At 50.5% G+C, this 19,830-nt stretch carries 8 protein-coding genes; 2 read left to right on the forward strand and 6 right to left on the reverse strand.

Annotation, left to right across the window (positions count from 1 at the left end; genetic code table 11):
* Positions 1-184: 184 nt before the first annotated feature.
* Together ansA and nhaC are read right to left on the reverse strand one after the other, a co-directional pair.
* Entirely contained in the window at positions 185-1,198 is a 1,014-nt protein-coding gene (gene ansA / locus J7439_RS00315; RefSeq protein WP_209199628.1) for an asparaginase, read from the reverse strand.
* A gap of 175 nt (positions 1,199-1,373) precedes the next feature.
* Positions 1,374-2,804 carry a Na+/H+ antiporter NhaC gene (gene nhaC / locus J7439_RS00320; RefSeq protein ID WP_209199629.1) on the reverse strand — a complete coding sequence of 477 codons (1,431 nt, stop codon included), beginning with the start codon at positions 2,802-2,804 and terminating at the stop codon, positions 1,374-1,376.
* Positions 2,805-3,085: 281 nt separating this feature from the next.
* Between nhaC and J7439_RS00325 the strand changes: the two genes are divergently transcribed.
* Positions 3,086-4,318: a cation:dicarboxylate symporter family transporter gene (locus J7439_RS00325; protein WP_209199630.1), complete on the forward strand. Its 1,233-nt coding sequence runs from the start codon at positions 3,086-3,088 to the stop codon at positions 4,316-4,318.
* Positions 4,319-4,404: 86 nt separating this feature from the next.
* Here the strand turns inward: J7439_RS00325 and recD are convergent, their stop codons facing one another.
* The 4 genes from recD to J7439_RS00345 form a co-directional block, all read right to left on the reverse strand.
* Entirely contained in the window at positions 4,405-6,408 is a 2,004-nt protein-coding gene (gene recD, locus J7439_RS00330; RefSeq protein WP_209199631.1) for an exodeoxyribonuclease V subunit alpha, read from the reverse strand.
* Complete coding sequence (gene recB, locus J7439_RS00335; protein ID WP_209199632.1) at positions 6,402-10,166, reverse strand: exodeoxyribonuclease V subunit beta; 3,765 nt, start codon at positions 10,164-10,166, stop codon at positions 6,402-6,404. Before recB ends, recD begins: the two co-directional genes overlap by 7 nt.
* Positions 10,163-13,492: an exodeoxyribonuclease V subunit gamma gene (gene recC / locus J7439_RS00340; protein ID WP_209199633.1), complete on the reverse strand. Its 3,330-nt coding sequence runs from the start codon at positions 13,490-13,492 to the stop codon at positions 10,163-10,165. The genes recB and recC overlap by 4 nt, the downstream gene beginning before the upstream one ends.
* 79 nt (positions 13,493-13,571) lie before the next feature.
* Entirely contained in the window at positions 13,572-13,859 is a 288-nt protein-coding gene (locus J7439_RS00345) for a hypothetical protein (protein WP_209199634.1), read from the reverse strand.
* Between the two features lie 133 nt (positions 13,860-13,992).
* On the opposite strand from J7439_RS00345, the gene J7439_RS00350 reads away from it, so the two are divergent.
* Positions 13,993-19,800: a transporter substrate-binding domain-containing protein gene (locus J7439_RS00350; protein WP_209199635.1), complete on the forward strand. Its 5,808-nt coding sequence runs from the start codon at positions 13,993-13,995 to the stop codon at positions 19,798-19,800.
* Positions 19,801-19,830 lie beyond the last annotated feature (30 nt).

Consider the following 19,830-nt stretch of genomic DNA (forward strand, 5'->3'; position numbering starts at 1 on the left):
TAGTTTGTGGAGTAGGTGCTGTCAGCATAACCCTGCTACCTCATCGCAATTTGGAATTCAATGTCCATGTAGACAGAATTTTTTGGCAAGAGTTCACTGATATTTTCGAGGAGAGGCAGATAGCTGGAAAGGTGGGAAGGAATAAGGGTGGTCTGGACACCCTTATCACAAGAAGAAATGGCAATCAGATAGAGACTTCACCAGCCAGACTGACACTGAGCATGGCTTTAACCGCGTCGGTGCCGAGACCCAGAGAGTAAAGATGATGAAGTTTACAGAACATGGCTTCAGTAGTGGTATCCAGGCCTCCCACAATACCCGCTTTGGCCAGCGCTGAACCTGCTGCATAGCTACCCTGGTGAACTGTGCCACGGTGACACTGGGTCAGGTTAACAATCAATTTTCCTGAAGCGGTTGCCCTGGCAAAGGTGTCCAGCAGGGCATGGTCAGCATCAGGGCCATTGCCAGTACCATAGGTGCGCAGAATAAAAGCATCTATGGGTTGATTCAGCGCAGACTCCATCCACTGGGCATTAATGCCCGGGAACAGCTGCAGAATGGCAACATGGGTTTCCCCGTCGCAATCAAGCTGAAACTTTTCAGATTCCTTTGGCCGCCACAGGAGCGTTTCATTGAGTTCTACATGGATATCTGCCCGGCCAAGCCAGGGGTAGTTGGGGCTGTCAAACGCATCAAAAAGATAGGCGTTCAGTTTACGGGAGCGGTTGCCACGCAACAGGCGGCCGTTGAAATACAGGCAAACCTCTTTGATTCGGTCATCAGTCGCCACGGTCAGGGCTCCAACCAGATTTTCCAGACCATCGGTGCGGGCTTCACACAGAGGAATCTGGGAGCCGGTAAAGATGACCGGCTTCTGCAGGTTTTGCAGCATAAAGGAGATCATGCTGCAGGAATAAGCCATGGTATCGGTACCGTGCAGGACGACAAAACCATCAAACTGCTCATAGCGGCTGGCGATATCAGCGGCGATTTGCTGCCAGTTACCCGGGCGGATATTGCTGGAATCGATCAGCTGAGGGTACTCAAACAGTTCGAACGCTGGCAGGCTGGCCATCACATCAGGAGAAAGTTTCTCTTCCAGCAGCCCCATCAGATTATCCCCGGGCGCATAGCCGGAATCTGAAGGGCGCATACCAATGGTTCCACCGGTGTAAGCAACGTAGATTTTCTTGCTCATGAATTTTCCTGATTAAGATCAGCCTCATAGTATAAACGACGATTGTCATTGGGTGATGGGCTTTAATCAAGTCTATCACTGCAATGCACGGTCAGGTGGGGCAGAGGCTGAAAAAAAACGCCGCCCTGTTGATAACAACCCGGGCGGCACTGGGAATGAATGATAAAGAGAGTAATCAGGCAGTAGCCATCTGGCCGTGGACTGAATGATCTTCCACTGGTTTCACATACTTGTTATCCACCGGGCGGAATTTACCCAGGTAAGCAAAGGCAACAACCAGGCCGATGCTGATGAAGCTCATCCACATATAAGGCACGTAGGCGAAAGTAGATACCCCCAGCAGGCCCGCCATGAAGATACCGTTGTCAGACCATGGCACCATACCTGAAGTCAGAGTACCGCCAAATTCCGAGCTGCGGGAGAGCATACGACGGTCAACACCCATGCGGTCGTAGTTTCCGGACATGATCTTGGGTGTCAGGATCAGGGATACGTACATGGCAGAACCGAATACATTGGCCAGGAATGCCGTAGCCACAGTGTAGGCAGTCAGGTTGCCTTCATTGGTGATACGGTTTTCAAAGGTGCGGGCGATGGTTTCCAGGATGCCCACCTTATCCAGCAGGCCACCAAAGCCCAGGCCGAAGATAATAACCGCAACGGAACCCAGCATATTAACCATACCGCCCCGGTTCAGGATGTTGTCCAGAAAAGCGTTACCGGAATCAACCGTCAACGGTGCCCACAGGGCGTTTATGGCGTCGATGGGCGTGCGGTCCTGGAACAGAACTGCCCAGACCATACCCAGGCCAGCACCCAGCATGATAACCGGGTAGGATGGGAACTTTTTGGCCAGCAGGAAAAGAATGATAACTACCGGGACAAAAGCCATGACGGAGATGCTGAAGTTCTCATCCATCAGGTTGATAACTTCCTGCACCTGAGCCATATCTGCACTGCCGCCAAACTGGAAACCGTACACGGTGAAAGCGATGGCTGTCAGGACATAAGCAGTCAGGCTGATGGGCAGCATGCCCTTGATGTGGTCAACAATTTCAACCTCGGACATTGAGGAAGCAAGGATAACACTGTCAGACAGGGGAGAGAGTTTATCGCCGAAGTAAACACCGGACAGGATGGCACCGGCAGTAACCGGCGCAGGAACGCCGAGACCCTGACCAATTCCCATCATGGCGATACCCGCAGTACCGGCTGCACCCCATGAGGTACCGGTTGCCAGGGCGGTCATGGAACAGATCACCATGGTGGCCAGCAGGAAGATGGAAGGATGAATAGTTTTCAGGCCGTAGTAAATGATCGATGGAACGATACCTCCGGCAATCCAGGTGCCCACCAGTGCGCCTACGGCAATCAGAATCAGGATCGCACCGGTGCCTTTGAAGATACCTTCTGCGGCAGCCGCTTCAAGATCTTTGTACTTGTGGCCCAGTTTGACACCCAGTCCCATGGCAAGGAACCAGCCAATGCAGAGTGCCAATTGAATAGGAAGGTTCAGTTTGGCGGTAAACGCAAAAGCGAGAACCAGAAAGGTACCTAATACCAGGGACACTTGTCCCATAGAAGGTAACTTGATCTTCTGCTCCATGAATGAACTCCGAGGGGTTATTAATTTAATCAATGCGGCATTGAACGCGCATATCCTAATGATCTGGCAAGTATATTTTTTGATCTGTGTCAGAGAATGACAGCGAATCCTTACAGTCCCTTCGGAAAAGCGAAAAATAATGAGCTGGGACAATTTTTTCTTAGAACTTATGTTCGGAATTGTGAGTTTTCAGGCTGAGAGAGCGGTCATATTTTGACGATGCAGAAAAAAAGTCTATGTTTTCATCACAGTCAGTTTTATTACCGGAAAAGAGGAGATTCGTGAATATTATTGAGCATCTTGCCAACATTAAGCTGCCGGCCACACTTCTGATGGTGTTGTTAATCCCTTTTCTGACAGATCCCTGGATGAGCTATGATGTTAAGTCATTTTTTTTCACCCTGAGCCTGACCATCAAGTCACTGCTGGTTTTTGTCCTGCCATTTATTGTGTTCAGCTTTGTGGTCTCCTGTCTCGCCAGAATGGGTAAGAATGCTCTGCTGTTTGCCCTGCTGTTGATCATGATGGTATTTGCTTCCAATATCACGGCCATTTTCACCGGGTATACCATTGGCAGTGTCATGGTGCCGCTGATATCCATGCCTATCACCCTTGATGATCTCGATGGCAGTGGTCTGGCAACCATGTGGGTGTTTGAATTACCCCCTCTGTTCACAAATATGAATGCCCTGATTGTGGGATTCATTGCAGGCCTGCTGGTGAACCTGCTGGATATGCAACCGCTAAGGGCGCTTTCTTTCAAAGCCGGTGATGTTTCCAGTTGGTTCCTGAAACATTTATTTATCCCGATACTTCCTTTCTTTATCCTCGGATTTGCTTACAAACTCCATGCTGATGGAATTTTGAGCCAGGCTATCTCGGCTTATGGCAGGATTTTGCTGCTGGTTATTGTTTCTCAGCTGGCCTACCTCTTTATCTACTTTTTTGTGGCAGCAAAGTGTTCATTCCGTGCTTTTATCACCTACGTGGGCAACGTATTTCCTGCATGGTTAACGGGTTTAAGTACGGTCTCCAGCGCAGCCACGATGCCGGTGTTAATAGACAGTACCGAAAAAAATATCGGTAATCCCATCATGGCTAGAACCATCGTACCTGCCACAGTCAATATTCACACCATTGGCAGTGCGATCGGTTTGACCATTCTGGCGCTGGTAACACTGAATACTTTTAATATGCCAATGCCTGATCTGGCAGGTTTTGCCATCTTTGGCTTTTATTACGCATTGGCCAAATTTTCGGTAGCGGCTGTGCCCGGGGGCGTCATCCTTGTGGTAGGACCAATCTTGCAGAGTTTGATGGGCTTTTCGGATGAGATGCTGGGTTTAATTACCGCCGTCTATATGATTTTTGATCCCTTTGGTACCGCCATGAATGTGAGCGGAAATGGGGCTTTCGCCATTGTATTTTCAAGGCTGTGCCAGAGGCTTGGGCTTAACGGCGGCGATGATGGCAATGAGGATGATAAGCAGGAGCCTGAAAGTAGTGTGGCTTGACGTAGCACAGAGATCATAATGCACACTGTGAAAAGCTTGTCTCTTGCTTATCGGGTTTTTTGATCTCTGTGGTTTTTGTCAGGTTGTTATTGAACCAGCCGCTGATAAAGGCCTGACTGCCTCTTGGTTGGTGACTTTGCTGCTTTGATCAGGATATCCATTTCGGCAAAGAGCGTGAGCCTGGATTTGGCCCGGGTAATTCCCGTATAGACAAGCTCACGGGTAATGATGGGGCTGTCTTTATCCGGTAACACCATGACAACATCCGCAAACTCAGAACCCTGGCTTTTGTGAATGGTCATGGCGAAAACGGTTTCATGCTCAGGAAGTCGGCTGGGTAGAAACTGCCGGACCTGTTTATCGGGCAACTGAAAAGCGATCCGAAGCTGGCCATCAGAGCCTCTGATGGTAATCCCGATATCACCATTGTACAGACCAAGTCCGTGATCATTGCGGGTGATCAAAACGGGGCGGCCTTCATACCATTGTCCAGTCACGTCAATCAGGCCTTGTTGTTGCAGGGCTTTTTGTATTGCTTCGTTCAGCCCTGAAATACCGTATGGGCCTTCCCGCAAGGCACATAACACCTGAAACTGGTTAAAGGCATCAAGAATATGGTGAGGTGCTGATGTCTGTTGAATGAGTTCCAGGTAGTGTCGGTAGGATTCAACAGACTGCTGTATCAGTTGCTGATAATCAGAGTCCCCGGCGATGGAAAAGCGCTCAATATCGTCAAAGCCTGAGGTAAATACCGACTTCAGAGATCGCAGATCATTGTTGTTTACGGCTTTGGCCAGACTCCCTATACCGGAATGGGCATCAAAGCGGTAGCTTTTGCGCAGCAGGCAAAGGCTGTCGGAAACGGCGAGGTTTGTCGTAGTCTGTGCAGGCTCTATTTTAGCAAGATCATGTCCGGTTAACCTTTCCAGCAGATGGCGTTGTTCATTTGAGTAACCAAAGCTGGCAGCTGCACAGATATCACCGAGGACACTGCCAGCTTCCACTGACGAAAGCTGATCACGGTCACCTAGCAGAATTAACCGGGCATGATCTGGCAGTGCTTCCAGCAGTTGGCTCATCAGTGGCAGGTCAATCATGGAGGCTTCATCTACTACCAGAATATCCAGGTGTAACCGATTGTTTTTATTGTGGATGAATCCAGTCTTTCCGGGAATGACGCCCAGTAAACGGTGCAGTGTTCCGGCTTGAGTCGGGATCTTTTCTCTTACTGTTTCACTGCAGTTTATTTTTGCCAGTGCGCCGCCAATGGACTCGGTTAAACGGGCTGCTGCCTTACCCGTTGGGGCAACCAGTTTGATGTCCGGAGGGGATTGGCGTTTCAGGCCCAGCTCTGTAAGCAGGGCAAGCAGTCGGGTAACGGTTGTGGTTTTGCCGGTTCCCGGGCCACCACTGATCACGGAAAATGAGCGACTGGCGGCCAGTGCCGCAGCAATTTTCTGCCAGTTCAGGCACGCCGACTCGGGAATCAGTGAATTAAGGGTATCGTTATCAGTGCCGTGGTTAACCGAATTTAGAATGGCTTGCCAGTCAAGCGTATCAACGGACTCAATATCCAGCCACTTGATAAGCTCAGCTTTCTGAGCGGCTTCGGACTTCCCTTTACACTGTTGGAGTACAAAGTGGTAATCCCTGTTAAAGAGTCTCTGCAAAATCGACAGGGCTTCATCGGTATCCAGTGTTTCGGTGCTTCTGCTCTTGAGAAAACCGGCGACACTGCGTTCGTATTGCCAGTACCGATAAAGGTATAGACGCCCATCATCCAGAACCAGGGGCGTTGGTTCACTGCCTTCACCCACAACCTGAGTCCGTTTGAGGCGGGTTAGCCACTGGTCTTTTGGAATGGCAACGGTATCCATCAGTTCGGAACTTTCCTGCCGATCCAGACCAAAAAGGCTGAAGTCCGATGCCAGAGACATGCAGACATTGCCCTGGCCCAGCTCAAAGCTGACATTGGCGGCGGCCAGAGTCAGCAATGGATCGGGATTCAAGGAGTGGATCAGTTTGGCGAACTGGTAATCCAGGGCTCGAATAGTCCCCTGCTGTTCCAGTATCTGTAGCTGATTTAACATCTTATCAGCTCCTCTTCTTGATTATCTTTACCACGGAACAGCTGATCCAGACCATTAATGAGTTGAAAGGAGGGCTTATGGCTGAATATGCCGTGTTGCTCAGGATCATTCATCTGAACCCCGCGCAGAAACAGATAGATAACGCCACCGAAATGCCGGTCATAGTCATAATCCGGTAAACGTTGTTTGAGCAATCGGTGCAATGCCAGAGAATACAGCTGGTATTGCAGATCGTAACGATGCTCTATCATGACTTTCTCCATGGCTTCCCTGGAATAATCACTGATGTTATTTCCCAGCCAGTTTGATTTGTAATCGAGCACATACCAGCGCCCCTGATATTCAAAGGTCAGGTCAATAAAGCCTTTCAGCATGCCCTTCATACGGTGGAACTGCAGCTCTCCGGCCTTGGCGCTCAGTGAATCGTGTTGAGCAATCAACCGATTAAGGCTCTGGGGGTTAAGCTGTTCGATAGGCAGATAAAACTCCATTTCAACCCGTCGAGCGGAATCTGGCAGATTTATAAGACGAAGATTGTCTTTATCCAGCGGCGCGTTGAGGCAAGTTAACAACATACCTTTGGTGGCGGGCAGCCACTCTTCGCCATAACCGGCCCGGGCGTGGCTATCCACCAGAAAGCTGTCGAGATAGGCGTCATTGTCTGCACAGCGCAATGCGTTCATATCCAGCTCTTCAAACAGGCTGTGCATAAACGTTCCCGGTTGAGCACCCTTAGGAAAGTTGAACAGGCTTAAAGGGTCGGCTTCAGACTGCGGGTTATCCTGGGCCGTATGTTGTTCATTGATGGCATCAGTATCAAACCCCGGCGATTCATTACTGGCAACGGCCGGTGTCTCAGCGCGATGTGATGCATGCCGTGAAAGCGCCGAGTAGCTGGTGGTCCACCAGTTCCTTTCAATATTTCCTGTGAAATTCCGTGCGCTTAACGACGCTTCTTGTGTATTTACTGGAGCATAGGGTGGGAGAGTGTCGGCTGGTGGTGCAGAAATCACGATCTGTTGATGAGCACATTGCCCGGCCACTTGCTCCAGCAACAGGTTCAGATCCTGACTGACGATCTCTGAGCCCTGGTTGAGCAAGTAACCAATCGCGCTATGGTGCAGGTCGGTTTTACCCTCTTTACCGGCTCTTCCGGATTTGTAGGGAGCCATGCCCAGATAGCAGCAGTAGACCGAGCGGGTCAGGGCAACATAGAGCAGGCGCAGGTCTTCTGCCAGACGCTCTTTTTCTGACAGCACGGAGGCTTGCTCCGAGGGTGTTAATGCCAGCCAGGTTTCACTGGTTTGCGGGTCATGGTACAGGGGGGAATCCGCTTTGCGCAGATGGCATGGAAAGGGGATAAAGACCACCTTGTACTCCAGCCCCTTGGATTTATGAATGGTAATGATCTTGACCAGGTTCCGCTCGCTCTCCAGATGCAGCTGTTGATCATCGGCGTTTTGATCAGGTCTGATGACCTGTTCGGAAAGCCAGCGAGCCAGGGCGGATGCTCCCTGCTGTTCCAGGCTGGCGGCCGCCAGCAGCTCGCCAAGGTGCAAAATGTCAGTAAGACGCCGTTCCCCATCCTGGAATGAGAGCAGTCGTTCGGCAATTTTCCGCTGGAAGATAAGCTGGCGCAACATGGGCAGGATGCCTTTTTTCTGCCAGAGTTCGCCATAGTGAGTGAACTCTTCTACCGCGCTTTCCCAGGCTTGCTCATCCACATTGAGTGCATCCAGGGCCCGGGCATTAAGATGGAAAAGCGTGGTGGCCAGCGCCGCTTTCAACACCCGTTCGCTGGTGGGTTGCAGGCAGGCCTGAAGGACTTTTTCCAGGTCAGACGCTTCCCGTGCAGCAAATACCGAGTCCTGGTTGCTCAGGTAGATACTGGCGATATTCTGTGCGGCCAGGGCCTCGCGAATCTTCTGGCCATGTCGGCCACTGCGAACCAGTACGGCAATATCACCGGGCTGTAGAGGTGTTTGCCGGTCGCCGTTGTGAATCTGGCAGTTTTCCCGGTCTGCGGCTGAGAGCAGGCGATTGATCTCGGTGGCGGTTGCCTGGCTCATGGTATCCAGATAGTTCTCGGCATTGACAGTTGGCCCGTCAATGGGCTGCTGCAGCCACAGGGTCATTGCCGGTAGTGCTTCTCCCTCATGATAAAGACGCTTCTGCGCGGCACCCGGTGATGGGTGAACCGGTTCAAAAGGGATGCTGTCGTTGTAGATAAAGGGGGTCTCTGAATGCTGGAATACCGTATTCACCGCAGACACCATGGCATCGCTTGAACGCCAGTTGGTAGTCAGCGTGTAATGGCTGTGTACCTGTTGCCTGGCCTGCATGTAGGTGAAGATATCGGCACCACGGAAGGCATAGATGGCCTGTTTCGGATCACCGATCATAAACAGGCCGACGCCGGGGTCACCGCCTTCCATGTAGATCTTGTTGAAAATGCGATACTGGAGAGGGTCGGTATCCTGAAACTCATCAATCATGGCAATGCGATACTGGCTGCGAATTGCCTGGGCCAGCAGTTCGCCGTCACCGGCCTTCTCTTCGCAATTGCCTTCAAGATTGCCTTCAGGGAACAACGCACGGGCCAGGTTGGTCAGCAGGTCATCAAAGGAGAGTTGATAACGGCTGGCTTTCAATTGTGTCAGCTGGTTTTTGATATGTTGCAGAGCATCCCGGGTAATCAGGCCCTGAAGCGCCTCCTTGAGAGAGAGTGGCAAATCCAGGAATTCATCAATTTTCCGGAAAATGGGGTGCTCGGGCAGCTTGCCGGTTTTTAACAGGCTCTTTTGTAATACTTTGGTGCCGTAGATCTCCCAACTGTCTTTTTCCAGATTGGGAATCAGATCATCAGAGGCAAGAAAACTGTTCATTTGGCCAAGACGTTTCAGCGGTTTTCGGTCTTTGCGCAGGCCACAGTTACGCAACAGGTCTGCGATGGTGTCCTGATCGTTTTGCCAGAGTGTCTTCAACTCACTGGCGGGTGACAGATAGACCCTGTTGAACTCCTCCATGGATTCCGGCACCTGGTCTCCGGCCAGTTTCAGATCTGACAGGGGCAGCCAGCTGCGCAAATGACTCAGCAGGTCATTGGGTGTTTTCCATAGGTTGCGGATCAGTTTTACCAGCGGTTTTTCCAGGGGATAGAAATTCCGGCGCCAGTAGTCCGCAGCACTCAGCTGCAACATGGGCTCGGTATCCGTAATCAGCTCACTTGAGAAGAGTGTGCCACTTTCAAACGCATGCTGTTTCAGCATACGCTGGCAGAAGCCGTGGATGGTGAAAATCGCCGCCTCATCCATCTGCTGTTCTGCCCCCAGCAGCAGTGCCTGGCACTGTTCTGGCTGATCCATATCCTCAATCAGCTGCTGAATAAACGGGTCGCTGGATTTTCCCGCAATAAAGTCATCCCGGGTCTGGTGAATTCTGGCCCGGATACGATCCCGCAATTCGCCGGTGGCCGCTTCGGTAAAGGTAACCACCAGTATCTGATCAACGGTTAACGGGGTTTCATGTTGTGTTTTATCGCTGCCATGGCCCAGCAGTATGCGAAGATAGAGATTCGCAATGGTATAGGTTTTGCCCGTGCCGGCACTGGCTTCGATCAGGCGGACGCCGTGCAGTGGCAGGGCGTGTGGGTCCAGTGTTTCCGGAACCAGGTGGTTCTGGTTAGTGGCTTTTGACTGGCTCATGGCTTTTGACTGGCTCATGGCTTTTGACTGGCTCATGGCTTTTGACTGGCTCATGGCTGTTCCTCCAGCAAACAGTCAAACGCAGGAGCCATAATCTCTCTGGTAAGGCTGGTCATTTCAGTAAATACCGGCGTCAGCTCAGGGTAGACCCGCTGTATATAGTCATCACTGCACTCTCCCCACACATGGAAATCATCCCCGGCAAAGGCTTTTTCGGCGGCTTTTTCTGCCTTGTCCGGGTTATCATCCGGATCGGCCTTCAACCAGCTATAGGCCGTTTCCGGGAACCAGGGCAGCGGCAGGTTCTGACCCATCTGGAAATAATGGATCAGTGTGGACAGGTGTTGTTCTGCTTCCTGTTTTGGGATGACCGGCAACAGGCGCTCTTTCTCCGGGTCATGAATACGGGTCACGATTGGATTTCCGGTCATGCACTGACACAGGTGCTCAATCCAGCTCCTGATCAGATCTTTACCTTTAAAACTGGCGGGGCGGTAGCGAAGCATACCGGACGCAGAAAAGCCTTTTAGCCAGCCGGTCAGATGCACTGGAGGCTGCTGACGTTCGAGGTGAGGGAGTTGCAGGTTCACTTCCCGGTCTTCAGCGCTATTTTCCAGCTGTATGCTTAACCTGTCTGCCATTGGGGTAAGGTCTTTTATCTGCTCATCCAGCAGAATCTGGCCAAAAGCGGAGTGTGGCAGCTTGCCAGAAGAGTGCAGTCGGCTTACCAGGCGTTCGGGTGCTTCTTTGCTAATCAGACTGTCAAGAATCCCGGCTTTCAGCTGGTAGTTCTCCAGCGGCTCCATGGCGAATGTTTCGGTCTCCTCCAGGGCCTGGTCCTGAACGGAGAAATAGACTTTCAGGCGGCGGTTAAAAAAGTAGCGACTGGGGTTGCTGTAAAATCTCAACAGCTCGGCAAGCTCCACGTCATTGAGGTTAACTCCCTCTTCATCCGGCAGGCGCGTCTGAATAAACTGGCCTGGCCTTTCTTCAGTGCGACTGGCTGCCGGTAACCACTCTTTAATGTAGCTGTGAAAAGTGTGCCCTCTCTGGTCTGGCTCAGGCTGATTCAAGAAGTTTCTGTGGCTGAACGGCTGCAGAGGGTGTTCGATAACCAGCTGCTCTGATTTCAGGTCAAAACCCTGTTCGCAGTAGTTGAGCAGTTCGGTGACCAGCACAGAAGGTATGCGCTCACTGTTATCCTGTACCCGTCGGCCAACATAGCTGATGTAAAGGGTATCCTGAGCAGACAGCAGAGCCTCCAGGAACAGATAACGGTCGTCTACCCGACGGGAGCGGTCACCACGCCTGCCATGGCGGGCGATCAGGTCAAATCCGGCCGGGGCAATGCTGCGAGGGTAGGCACCGTCATTCATACCCAACAGGCAGACAACCCTGAACGGGATGGAGCGCATGGGCATTAATGTGCAGAAATTGACCTGGCCTGCCAGGAAGCGCTGACTGCTGCGCTCCTGAGTCAAACGTTCGGTCAGATAACTGATAAAGACACTGCGTGATAATGGTTGCTGGTATCCTGCTTCCTGCAGCTGTTCGTAGAGGTGAGACAGGGTATCCCTGACCAGTGTGAGTGCTGCTTCATCCTCTTCCGAGCGGGTGAGGAAAAAGCGATCCAGCAGCTGATGAGTGAAATGGATCCATTGTTCAATGGTTCGTGTGTTATCCAGTTCATTGAGTAATTGCTCACTGCTATCAATAAAACTGGCCAGATAGCCTGCCAGTTTTGCATTCATGCCCTGAACCGCGTCCATCGGCAAAATATCATCGTAAACGCCGGTATTTTCCGGCATGGCATAGCCCAGCAGCATCCTTCTGAGCCCGAATGACCAGGAGTTGGCCTGCAGTTCTGGCAGGTCAAACCGGGTTTGGTGGGCAGGGGTTAACCCCCAGCGTATACCAGACTCATGGGTCCATTGTCTCAGAATGTCCAGATCACCGGTGGTCAGGTTGAAACGGTATTGAATGGCGGGCACTTCCAACAGCTCCATAAGCTCCGGAGCGGAGCAGCGGCTTTTGTCCAGCTCCAGCAGTTTAAGAAGTGCGGAAAGGACAGGGTGCTCGTTTTTTGCACTGACATCTGAAATGGCATAGGGGATACGACGCTGGTCATCCATGCTGCCAAATACGGCTTGAATCCACGGAGTATAGCTGTCGATATCCGGCAGCATGATGACAATGTCTTTGGGTGTCAGTTCCGGGTTCTGTTCAAACATATCAAGCAGATGATCATAAAGTATTTCCACCTCTCTGAGTGGACTATGACAGCTATGGAATTGCAGAGACTGATCGTTTGGAATCTCCGTTTTCTGGCCCTGGGCTGTCCGGTCGTGCAGCTCGAAGATGTCCTTTTGCAGATTGCCCAGCAGGGTATCCTTGTGGTCGCTGACAAAGACATCGATATCAAAAGCATCCAGGCCGTGGAGCTGGTGGAAGTAGTCTCTACCAAGCTTGCCCATGGAGCCCAGCAGCGGATTGCCAATGGAGTCCAGGTTGCCAAAAGCGTCAGGAGAGTCCAGAGAGAGTCCCTCCTTACTGAACCAGCCTTTATCCTGCTTCTTCTTTTGATCCAGCAGTTTACGGGCTGCCAGCTTGCGCAGGTATTTTGGATCCCGTTCATCTCCCCAGTAGTGCTGGCAGGGGTTAGCGACCATTAAATGCACATCGCACTGGCTGGACATTGCCTCGATGGATTCGACAAAATGCGGTGGCAGGGCAGAAATACCAAAGACAAACAACCGCCGTGGCAGCTGTGAGCTGCAATCATTATCGGCCATAGCCTCAAGAAAGCGGTGGTGCATATTGGCCCTGTGCCAGGGGGATTGTTCCAGTTCAGCCGTTCTTGAGACCAGGGCACGCCATAGTTTGGGCTGCCAGGGCTGGTCAGAGGTGACTGTGCTGGTATCATCCCCCTGTTCCCAGTCCAGAATCCAGTCAGGGCGATAGACAAGATATTGGTCAAAAATATCAGCGATTTTTCCGGACAACTGAAACTTCCGAATGTCGTCATCATCGCTTGCCAGGTATTGGGTTAATGAATAGAAGTCAGGGTCGTGTTTCAGGGAGTCAAGGAGATCCATCAGCTTCCAGGTCATTGACTCCTTATTGAAGGCGGATCGGCGTGGAACGTCCGGCAGGATGCGGGTATATATTTGCCAGAGGAAACTGGCCGGCAGGGGGAAATTGACACCGGCGGCTATACCCAGTCCTTTCGCCAGTTCCAGTCTGAGCCACTGGGCCATTCCGGGGCTTTGTACCAGAATCTGTTCATCTTCCAGGGGGTTGCTCGGAGGGGTTTGGCGAAAAAGCTCGACCAGAAGGTCTTTAAGCACATCCAGATGATTGGAATGGTATATGGTCAGCACAGGGAAACGTCGTCATTAACCGATAGATAAGGCTACTGTCGGCGCTATCCACCATGCTGTCAACCGAATTGGTGGAAACTCAGGCCTGTCCCCTGCGGAGAATATTGTTTAACAACCCCGTTTTATTTTTTTTGCTGGTCTGCTGACTATTTCCGGGTTTGCCGCTGTAGGATTCTTTAATCTCCTGTTCGGCTTTTTGTAACAGCGCGAGGTCAGGGTTGGTCTTTTGCAGGAAGCGTTGCCCGCAGCCTTCACTGAGATGCAGTTTTTTCTTCAGCATTTTCATCGAATCCATTAATGATTCAGCCCGGGCAATGGCTTTTTTACTGGCATCAAGTTGTTCGTTGGAAAATTGTTCGGTTGCCATGGTATTTACCTGATAGTTATTCTCACGATTATTTTAGCAAATAACCGAATTTACCTTTTCTTTGATAGGTGATTGTCTTGATACAGGGTAAGATAAGCCCGCTTTCCGGTTCCCTGACTTATCCCGAATTACTATGCCCTTCGCACTGAGCCGTTATTCCCGAACGATTTTCTGGACTTTGATATTACTCCTGCTGTTTTTCCTGACGTTGCCTGTCAGTACGGGGCTTTATGCAGAGGGTAATAAAAAACCGATCAAAATTGCTTATTTTGCCGATGATGCCCCCTGGATGTTTACCAATAATGAGGGAGAGGCTGACGGTGTGCTTCATGACCTCTGGGAACTATGGTCAGAAAAAAGCAACGTTGATATACAGTTTGTGGTGTCTTCTCCGGAAAAAATTGAGGCACAGCTTAAGGGTTCCGAAGTTGATGTTCTGGCTTACTCGCCACCGGGCATGCAGGATCAGTTGCGCAAGAATGGTCTGGAGAGTGTACCGATTCACTCGTTTGTTCCTGTTCTGTTTGTAAGAAAAAGCAGTCAGATAAGTAGCTTTGAGGAGGTACTTGCGAAACTCCGGGTTGGCTATATCAAAGGTTATAGCTGTCAGCCCTGTCTCAAAAGCTTTAATGCAGACGCTGTTATTGTGCCCTTCACTTCAAACTCATCAATGGCCAGAGCGGCATCCAAACTTGAGGTCGACGCGATACTTGGCGGCCGTACAAGCTTGAGCTACTACTTGCATAATGTGGGTGTTAAAGATGAATATCAGGTGGTGCAAACGCCTTTGCCACCCGCTGAAGTCAAGGCCATTGTTGCCCCGGGGCGAACGGATCTTGTGCGTGTTATTGAACATGGGGTGGCGGCAATTTCTGATCAGGACAGAGCAGATCTTATTGAAGAGCTGTTCAGGTTTATGCATTGTCACCCTGAAAGTCTGGTCGTTGCCCTGGAGACCGACCTTTCTCCGCTGTCTTTTATCAATGCACTGGGTAAACCCTCAGGCCTGTTTGTTGATATCTGGAATTTATGGTCAGAAAAAACAGGAACACCGATTAAATTCAGAATGGGCCCTATCGGTGAAAACATAGCGGCTTTGCAAAAAGGTAAGGTCGACGTTATTGCTGCCGTGTCTCCGACGATGGAACGAAGCCAGTGGATGGCGCTGTCAAATCCTTACTATGGATTGAATACCCGAATTTACTTTCGCCCTGACAGCAACCTGGGTGATCCCGGGTCGGAGTTGAATGGTAAAAAGCTGGGTGTGATCGGTTCTTCAAGCCCTGAGGAATTCGTTCGCCGCTGGTTGCCGGATGCGTATCCCATTGAACATAGCAGTGTCTCCGAGATGATTGGGAGCCTTTTCTCTGGAGAAATAGATGCCTTTCTTGGTGAGCCTGTGATTGTCCAGTCTGCCCTGAATCGCCATGGTCTGGTGGGTGAGGTGAACTCCAGCGAGTACTTTAATCTGAATGAGGCGGTTGGGGCTGGTCTTTTGCTGAACAGGTCGGCGGACTTATTGCCGGAGTTGAATAATGGCTTTCGGGCAATTACTCCGGATGAGTATCGTGCCATTGAAAACCGTTGGATTATCAGTAGTCGAGATCGCTATTTTCGCAGAAGTGGTTCAGTGGTTGAACTGAGTGATTCTGAGCGCCGCTGGTTAGGTGAAAATCCGGTAATCAGTGTTCTGGTTGATAATAATAAACCGCCATTTTCTTATATTGATAGAAGGGGGCAATGGCAGGGAATGGCCATAGCTTATCTCAGGCTGTTGGAAGACAGGCTGGGCATCACCTTTCAGCTTCATCAGGATCCTGTATGGACCAATGCCTTGATTCAGGCTTATCGGCATGATGTTGATGCCGTTGCGATGTTACAGAAAACGGAAGAGCGCAGTCGTTATCTGAATTTTACCAAGCCATTTGTCAGTGTGCCGGCTGTGATCCTCGCCCGTGTTTCCGACAAAAGCATCCGCTCTCCAGGCCATTTAAATGGAAAAAGGGTTGGCTTTACGCCAGGTTATGTCACTTATGAAATTTTCCGGCAGAACTACCCGGGCATCAATTTTGTCAAGATGCCGGATATTGCCACAGGCTTGAATCAGGTTGCCAGCGGCGTTCTTGATGCCATGGTGGTCAACCTGGCTTCTGCAAGTTATGAAATAGAGCGCATGAAAATAACCAACTTGCAGGTGGTTGCTGAAGCGGGTTTTAACTATGACTTCAGTATGGCATCGAGAAACAACTCTCCTGAACTGGCCTCTATCCTGGAAAAAGCGGTTGATACAATTACTCCGGAAGACCGGGAGGCTCTTGAAAGCAGCTGGCTGTCGATTCAGGGAGGCATGTGGCGGCCTAATAAAGAGTTGTTTATTGGTCTGGTATTGATTCTGGTGACATTGATTCTCATTGTTTACTGGAATCGTCGTTTAACCATCGAGATTGCTGACCGTGAAAAAGCAGAGGAAGGGCTGCGGGTTCGTTCCGAACTGGACCGCCTGTTGAGTGATATTTCCAGGCATTTCATGGACCAGCCGTTGCATCGGGCCAATGACTATTTTCTGAGTCGGCTTGGGCGCTATCTCAACGCTGAAGCCGTCTGCATCTTCTCCTGGGAGCCCCGGGCCCGTATTGAGCATTACTGGTCATGTCGGTCTGATCCTGATCCTGCAGCTTTTGAGCCACTGTTTGACCATGATTTTTCCAGTGTTTATGGCGAGGTGAAAAAGGATCAGGGCAACATTCTGATTCGTGATGAAATATTGCAGAAGGGAGACCTTGAAGGTGCTGCCATTCTGGATGATTTGGGTGTTTCCATCGCGGTTTATGCGCCTATGTTGCTGTTTGGTCGTGTGGTTGGTGGTATTGGATTGATCAATACGCCGGAAAAATATCAGGTTTATATCAATGAAATGGATTTGCTGCATCGAATGGGTGAGCTGGTGGCGGTCGCCCGTGATCGTCAACATGCGGAAGATGCCTTAAGAGTCAGTGAGGAACGTTACCAGCTGGCAATGGATGCGGCTTCCGATGGTCTCTGGGATTGGGATGTCCCCGGGGATAACATGTATTTAAGCCCCCGGTATCAAACCATGCTGGGTTACCAGCCCGGAGAACTGTTGGGCAATATCCGGACCTGGCGACGGCAGCTTCATCCAGAGGATAAAATTTCCACCATTCATTTTTTTGAACAACAGCTGGAGACTTCCGATAACTCGTTCCAGTTTGTTTACCGTATCCGCAGGAAAGACGGCAGTTATTGTAATGTTCGCAGCAAAGGGAAGGTGGTGTTCAGGGATGAGCTGGGGAAACCCCTGCGGGTCATTGGTACAACGGTGGATATTACTCACCAGATTGAACGGGAACGTGAGCTGTCGATGGCCCGTTTCTCCCTCGATAGTGCCGGTGATCATATTCACTGGTTCAGAAGGGATGGTTACCACAATTATGTCAATGAGTCTGCCTGTAAGGCCCTGGGATTTTCTCAGGAAGAGTTAATGAAACTGTCCATCATGGACATTAACCCGGCAGTTACCCGGAGTTCCTGGAAAAAACTCTGGGAGCAGCTGGTGCTGAGAAAAGGTATGACCTATGAAACGCTGCGAAAAACATCCGATGGTACTGTTTTTCCAGTGGAGGTCACTGCGAACTATATGGAGTATGAGGGAGAAGGGTACCTCTTTGCTTCCGGGCGCAATATTACTGATCGAAAACAGACTGAAGAAGCGTTACGCAAGGCGAAAGAAGTGGCTGATCAGGCCAATCAGGCAAAAAGTAATTTTCTGGCCAATATGAGCCATGAGATCCGTACGCCGATGAATGCCATTATTGGCTTGAGTCATCTGGTTCAGGAAACCAGGCTCTCTTATCAACAGCGGGATTACGTCAGTAAAATTCAGACATCTGCCCATGACCTTCTGGGTATCATCAACGATATTCTTGACTTCTCAAGAATTGAGGCAGGCAAACTCAATATGGAAAATATTGAATTTGACCTTGGGGGCGTTTTTGACAACGTCTATAACCTCAGCAGTATCAAGGCCAGGGAAAAGGGCCTGACACTGACTTACGATATTCAGTCTGATGTGCCCAGACATCTGCGGGGTGATCCGCTCCGGCTTGGGCAGATACTGATCAACCTGACCCATAATGCCCTCAAGTTCACCAGTGAAGGCGAAGTCAATGTGTCTGTCAGGCTGGTCAGCAGCAGGCAGGATGTGGTCAGACTTCAGTTCTCGGTGACCGATACGGGTATTGGTATCAGTAAACAGCAGCAGAATAAGTTGTTTCAGTCATTTTCTCAGGTTGATGGGTCAACAACCCGGAAGTTTGGTGGTACCGGGCTGGGGCTGGCTATCTGTAAGAACCTTGTGTACATGATGAACGGGGATATCTCTGTTGATTCAGAACCCGGCAAGGGCAGTACTTTTTGCTTTACCGTTGAACTGGGTGTTGCCCATCAGGTTCAGGTACTGGAACAGTCCCTTGTCGGGACTCGTGTGCTTGTGGTGGATGATAACCCGGAAGCAAGAGCACTTCTGATCAGTCATTTGCAAACATCCGGATGCGAAACCCTGGAAAGTGACCATGGTGACGAAGCGCTGGCGTTGCTGAAAGAGAAGAATTCTGGTGCTGATGAGACTATTTCCCTGGTGCTGCTTGACTGGAGAATGCCGGATATGGATGGCATCGAACTGGCAGAACGCATTCATAAACTCAATCTTGCTCCGGAACCCAAACTGATGATGGTTTCGGCCTATGGTCGGGAAGAGCTAATGGCAAAAGCCTCAGGTACAGTGGATGCTTTTCTGATTAAACCGGTCAATCACAGCGTTTTGGTAGAGACTATTCTGCGCCTGTTGCAGTGTCAGAAAAATCCGAAAACTGAAATCATCGAAGAGGCTCGATTTTGCGAGATTATGCCTAAAGGCCGCATACTGCTTGCTGAGGATAATGAAATCAACCGCCAGGTTGCCCGTGAGCTGTTACAGGGCATGGGGCTTGAGGTCGTCATGGTCACGAACGGTGCCGAAGCGGTGGAGCGGGTGAAGCACGAAGACTTTGATCTGGTTTTTATGGACATTCAGATGCCTGAAATGGATGGGTATCAGGCAACACGGAAGATCAGGCGAAAACTTGGCAAAGATAAGCTGGTTATTATTGCCATGACCGCACATGCCATGACCGGAGATCGGGAGCGCTGTTTGCAGGCTGGAATGAATGATCATATTTCCAAGCCATTAAGTCCTGATGCCCTCAAGCAGATGGTGCGTCACTGGTTGCAGGCAGGAGAAACCGATGTGCTTCAGGCTGTTGCTTTGCCACAGGCATCAGAGAATATATCCTGCCTGAAACTGCCGGGAATAGATGTAGACGATGGTTTGCAGAGACTTCAGGGCAACCAGGCGCTTTATGAAAAGCTGTTGACAGACTTCTATCATGGCCAGCGGGAAGATCTGATCCAATTGCAAGGGCTTCTGGAAACCGGTAAATGGCATGAGGCTTGCCAGTTGGTGCATGCATTGAAAGGGGTTGCCGGTAATTTAGGGGCAAGCAGCCTGCATGATCAGGCTGCTCAACTTGAGCACAGTTTACGCAGACAATTTGAAATGCCTGACAATAGCTTGATGGATTCGTTTGTGCTGGCCTTTGAGCAGGTGATGGAAGGCCTAGAACATTTGCCTCCGGTTAAAGAAGGTTTGGAACCCGCCGGGGAAGGATCTATTACCGTTGGTGAACTGAATGAACTGCTTGATGAGATGGAGCAAAAGCTCAGTGCAGGTGATGTGGATGTGGTTTCTCTCCTGCCAACGCTTATTCAGGGACTGAAAGATCAAATTGACCATAAAGAGCTGACGTTATTTCAGGATGCTGTTATCAGTTACGACTTTGACGAAGCCTATGGTGTGCTGGTGGAAATCAAAAAGAATATCAGCTGATAGCTTGCTAATCACCCAGGGGTCAGTAAT

It is taken from the genome of Salinisphaera sp. G21_0 (assembly GCF_017744115.1).
In the GTDB taxonomy this organism is placed as follows: Bacteria; Pseudomonadota; Gammaproteobacteria; order Pseudomonadales; family Endozoicomonadaceae; genus Endozoicomonas.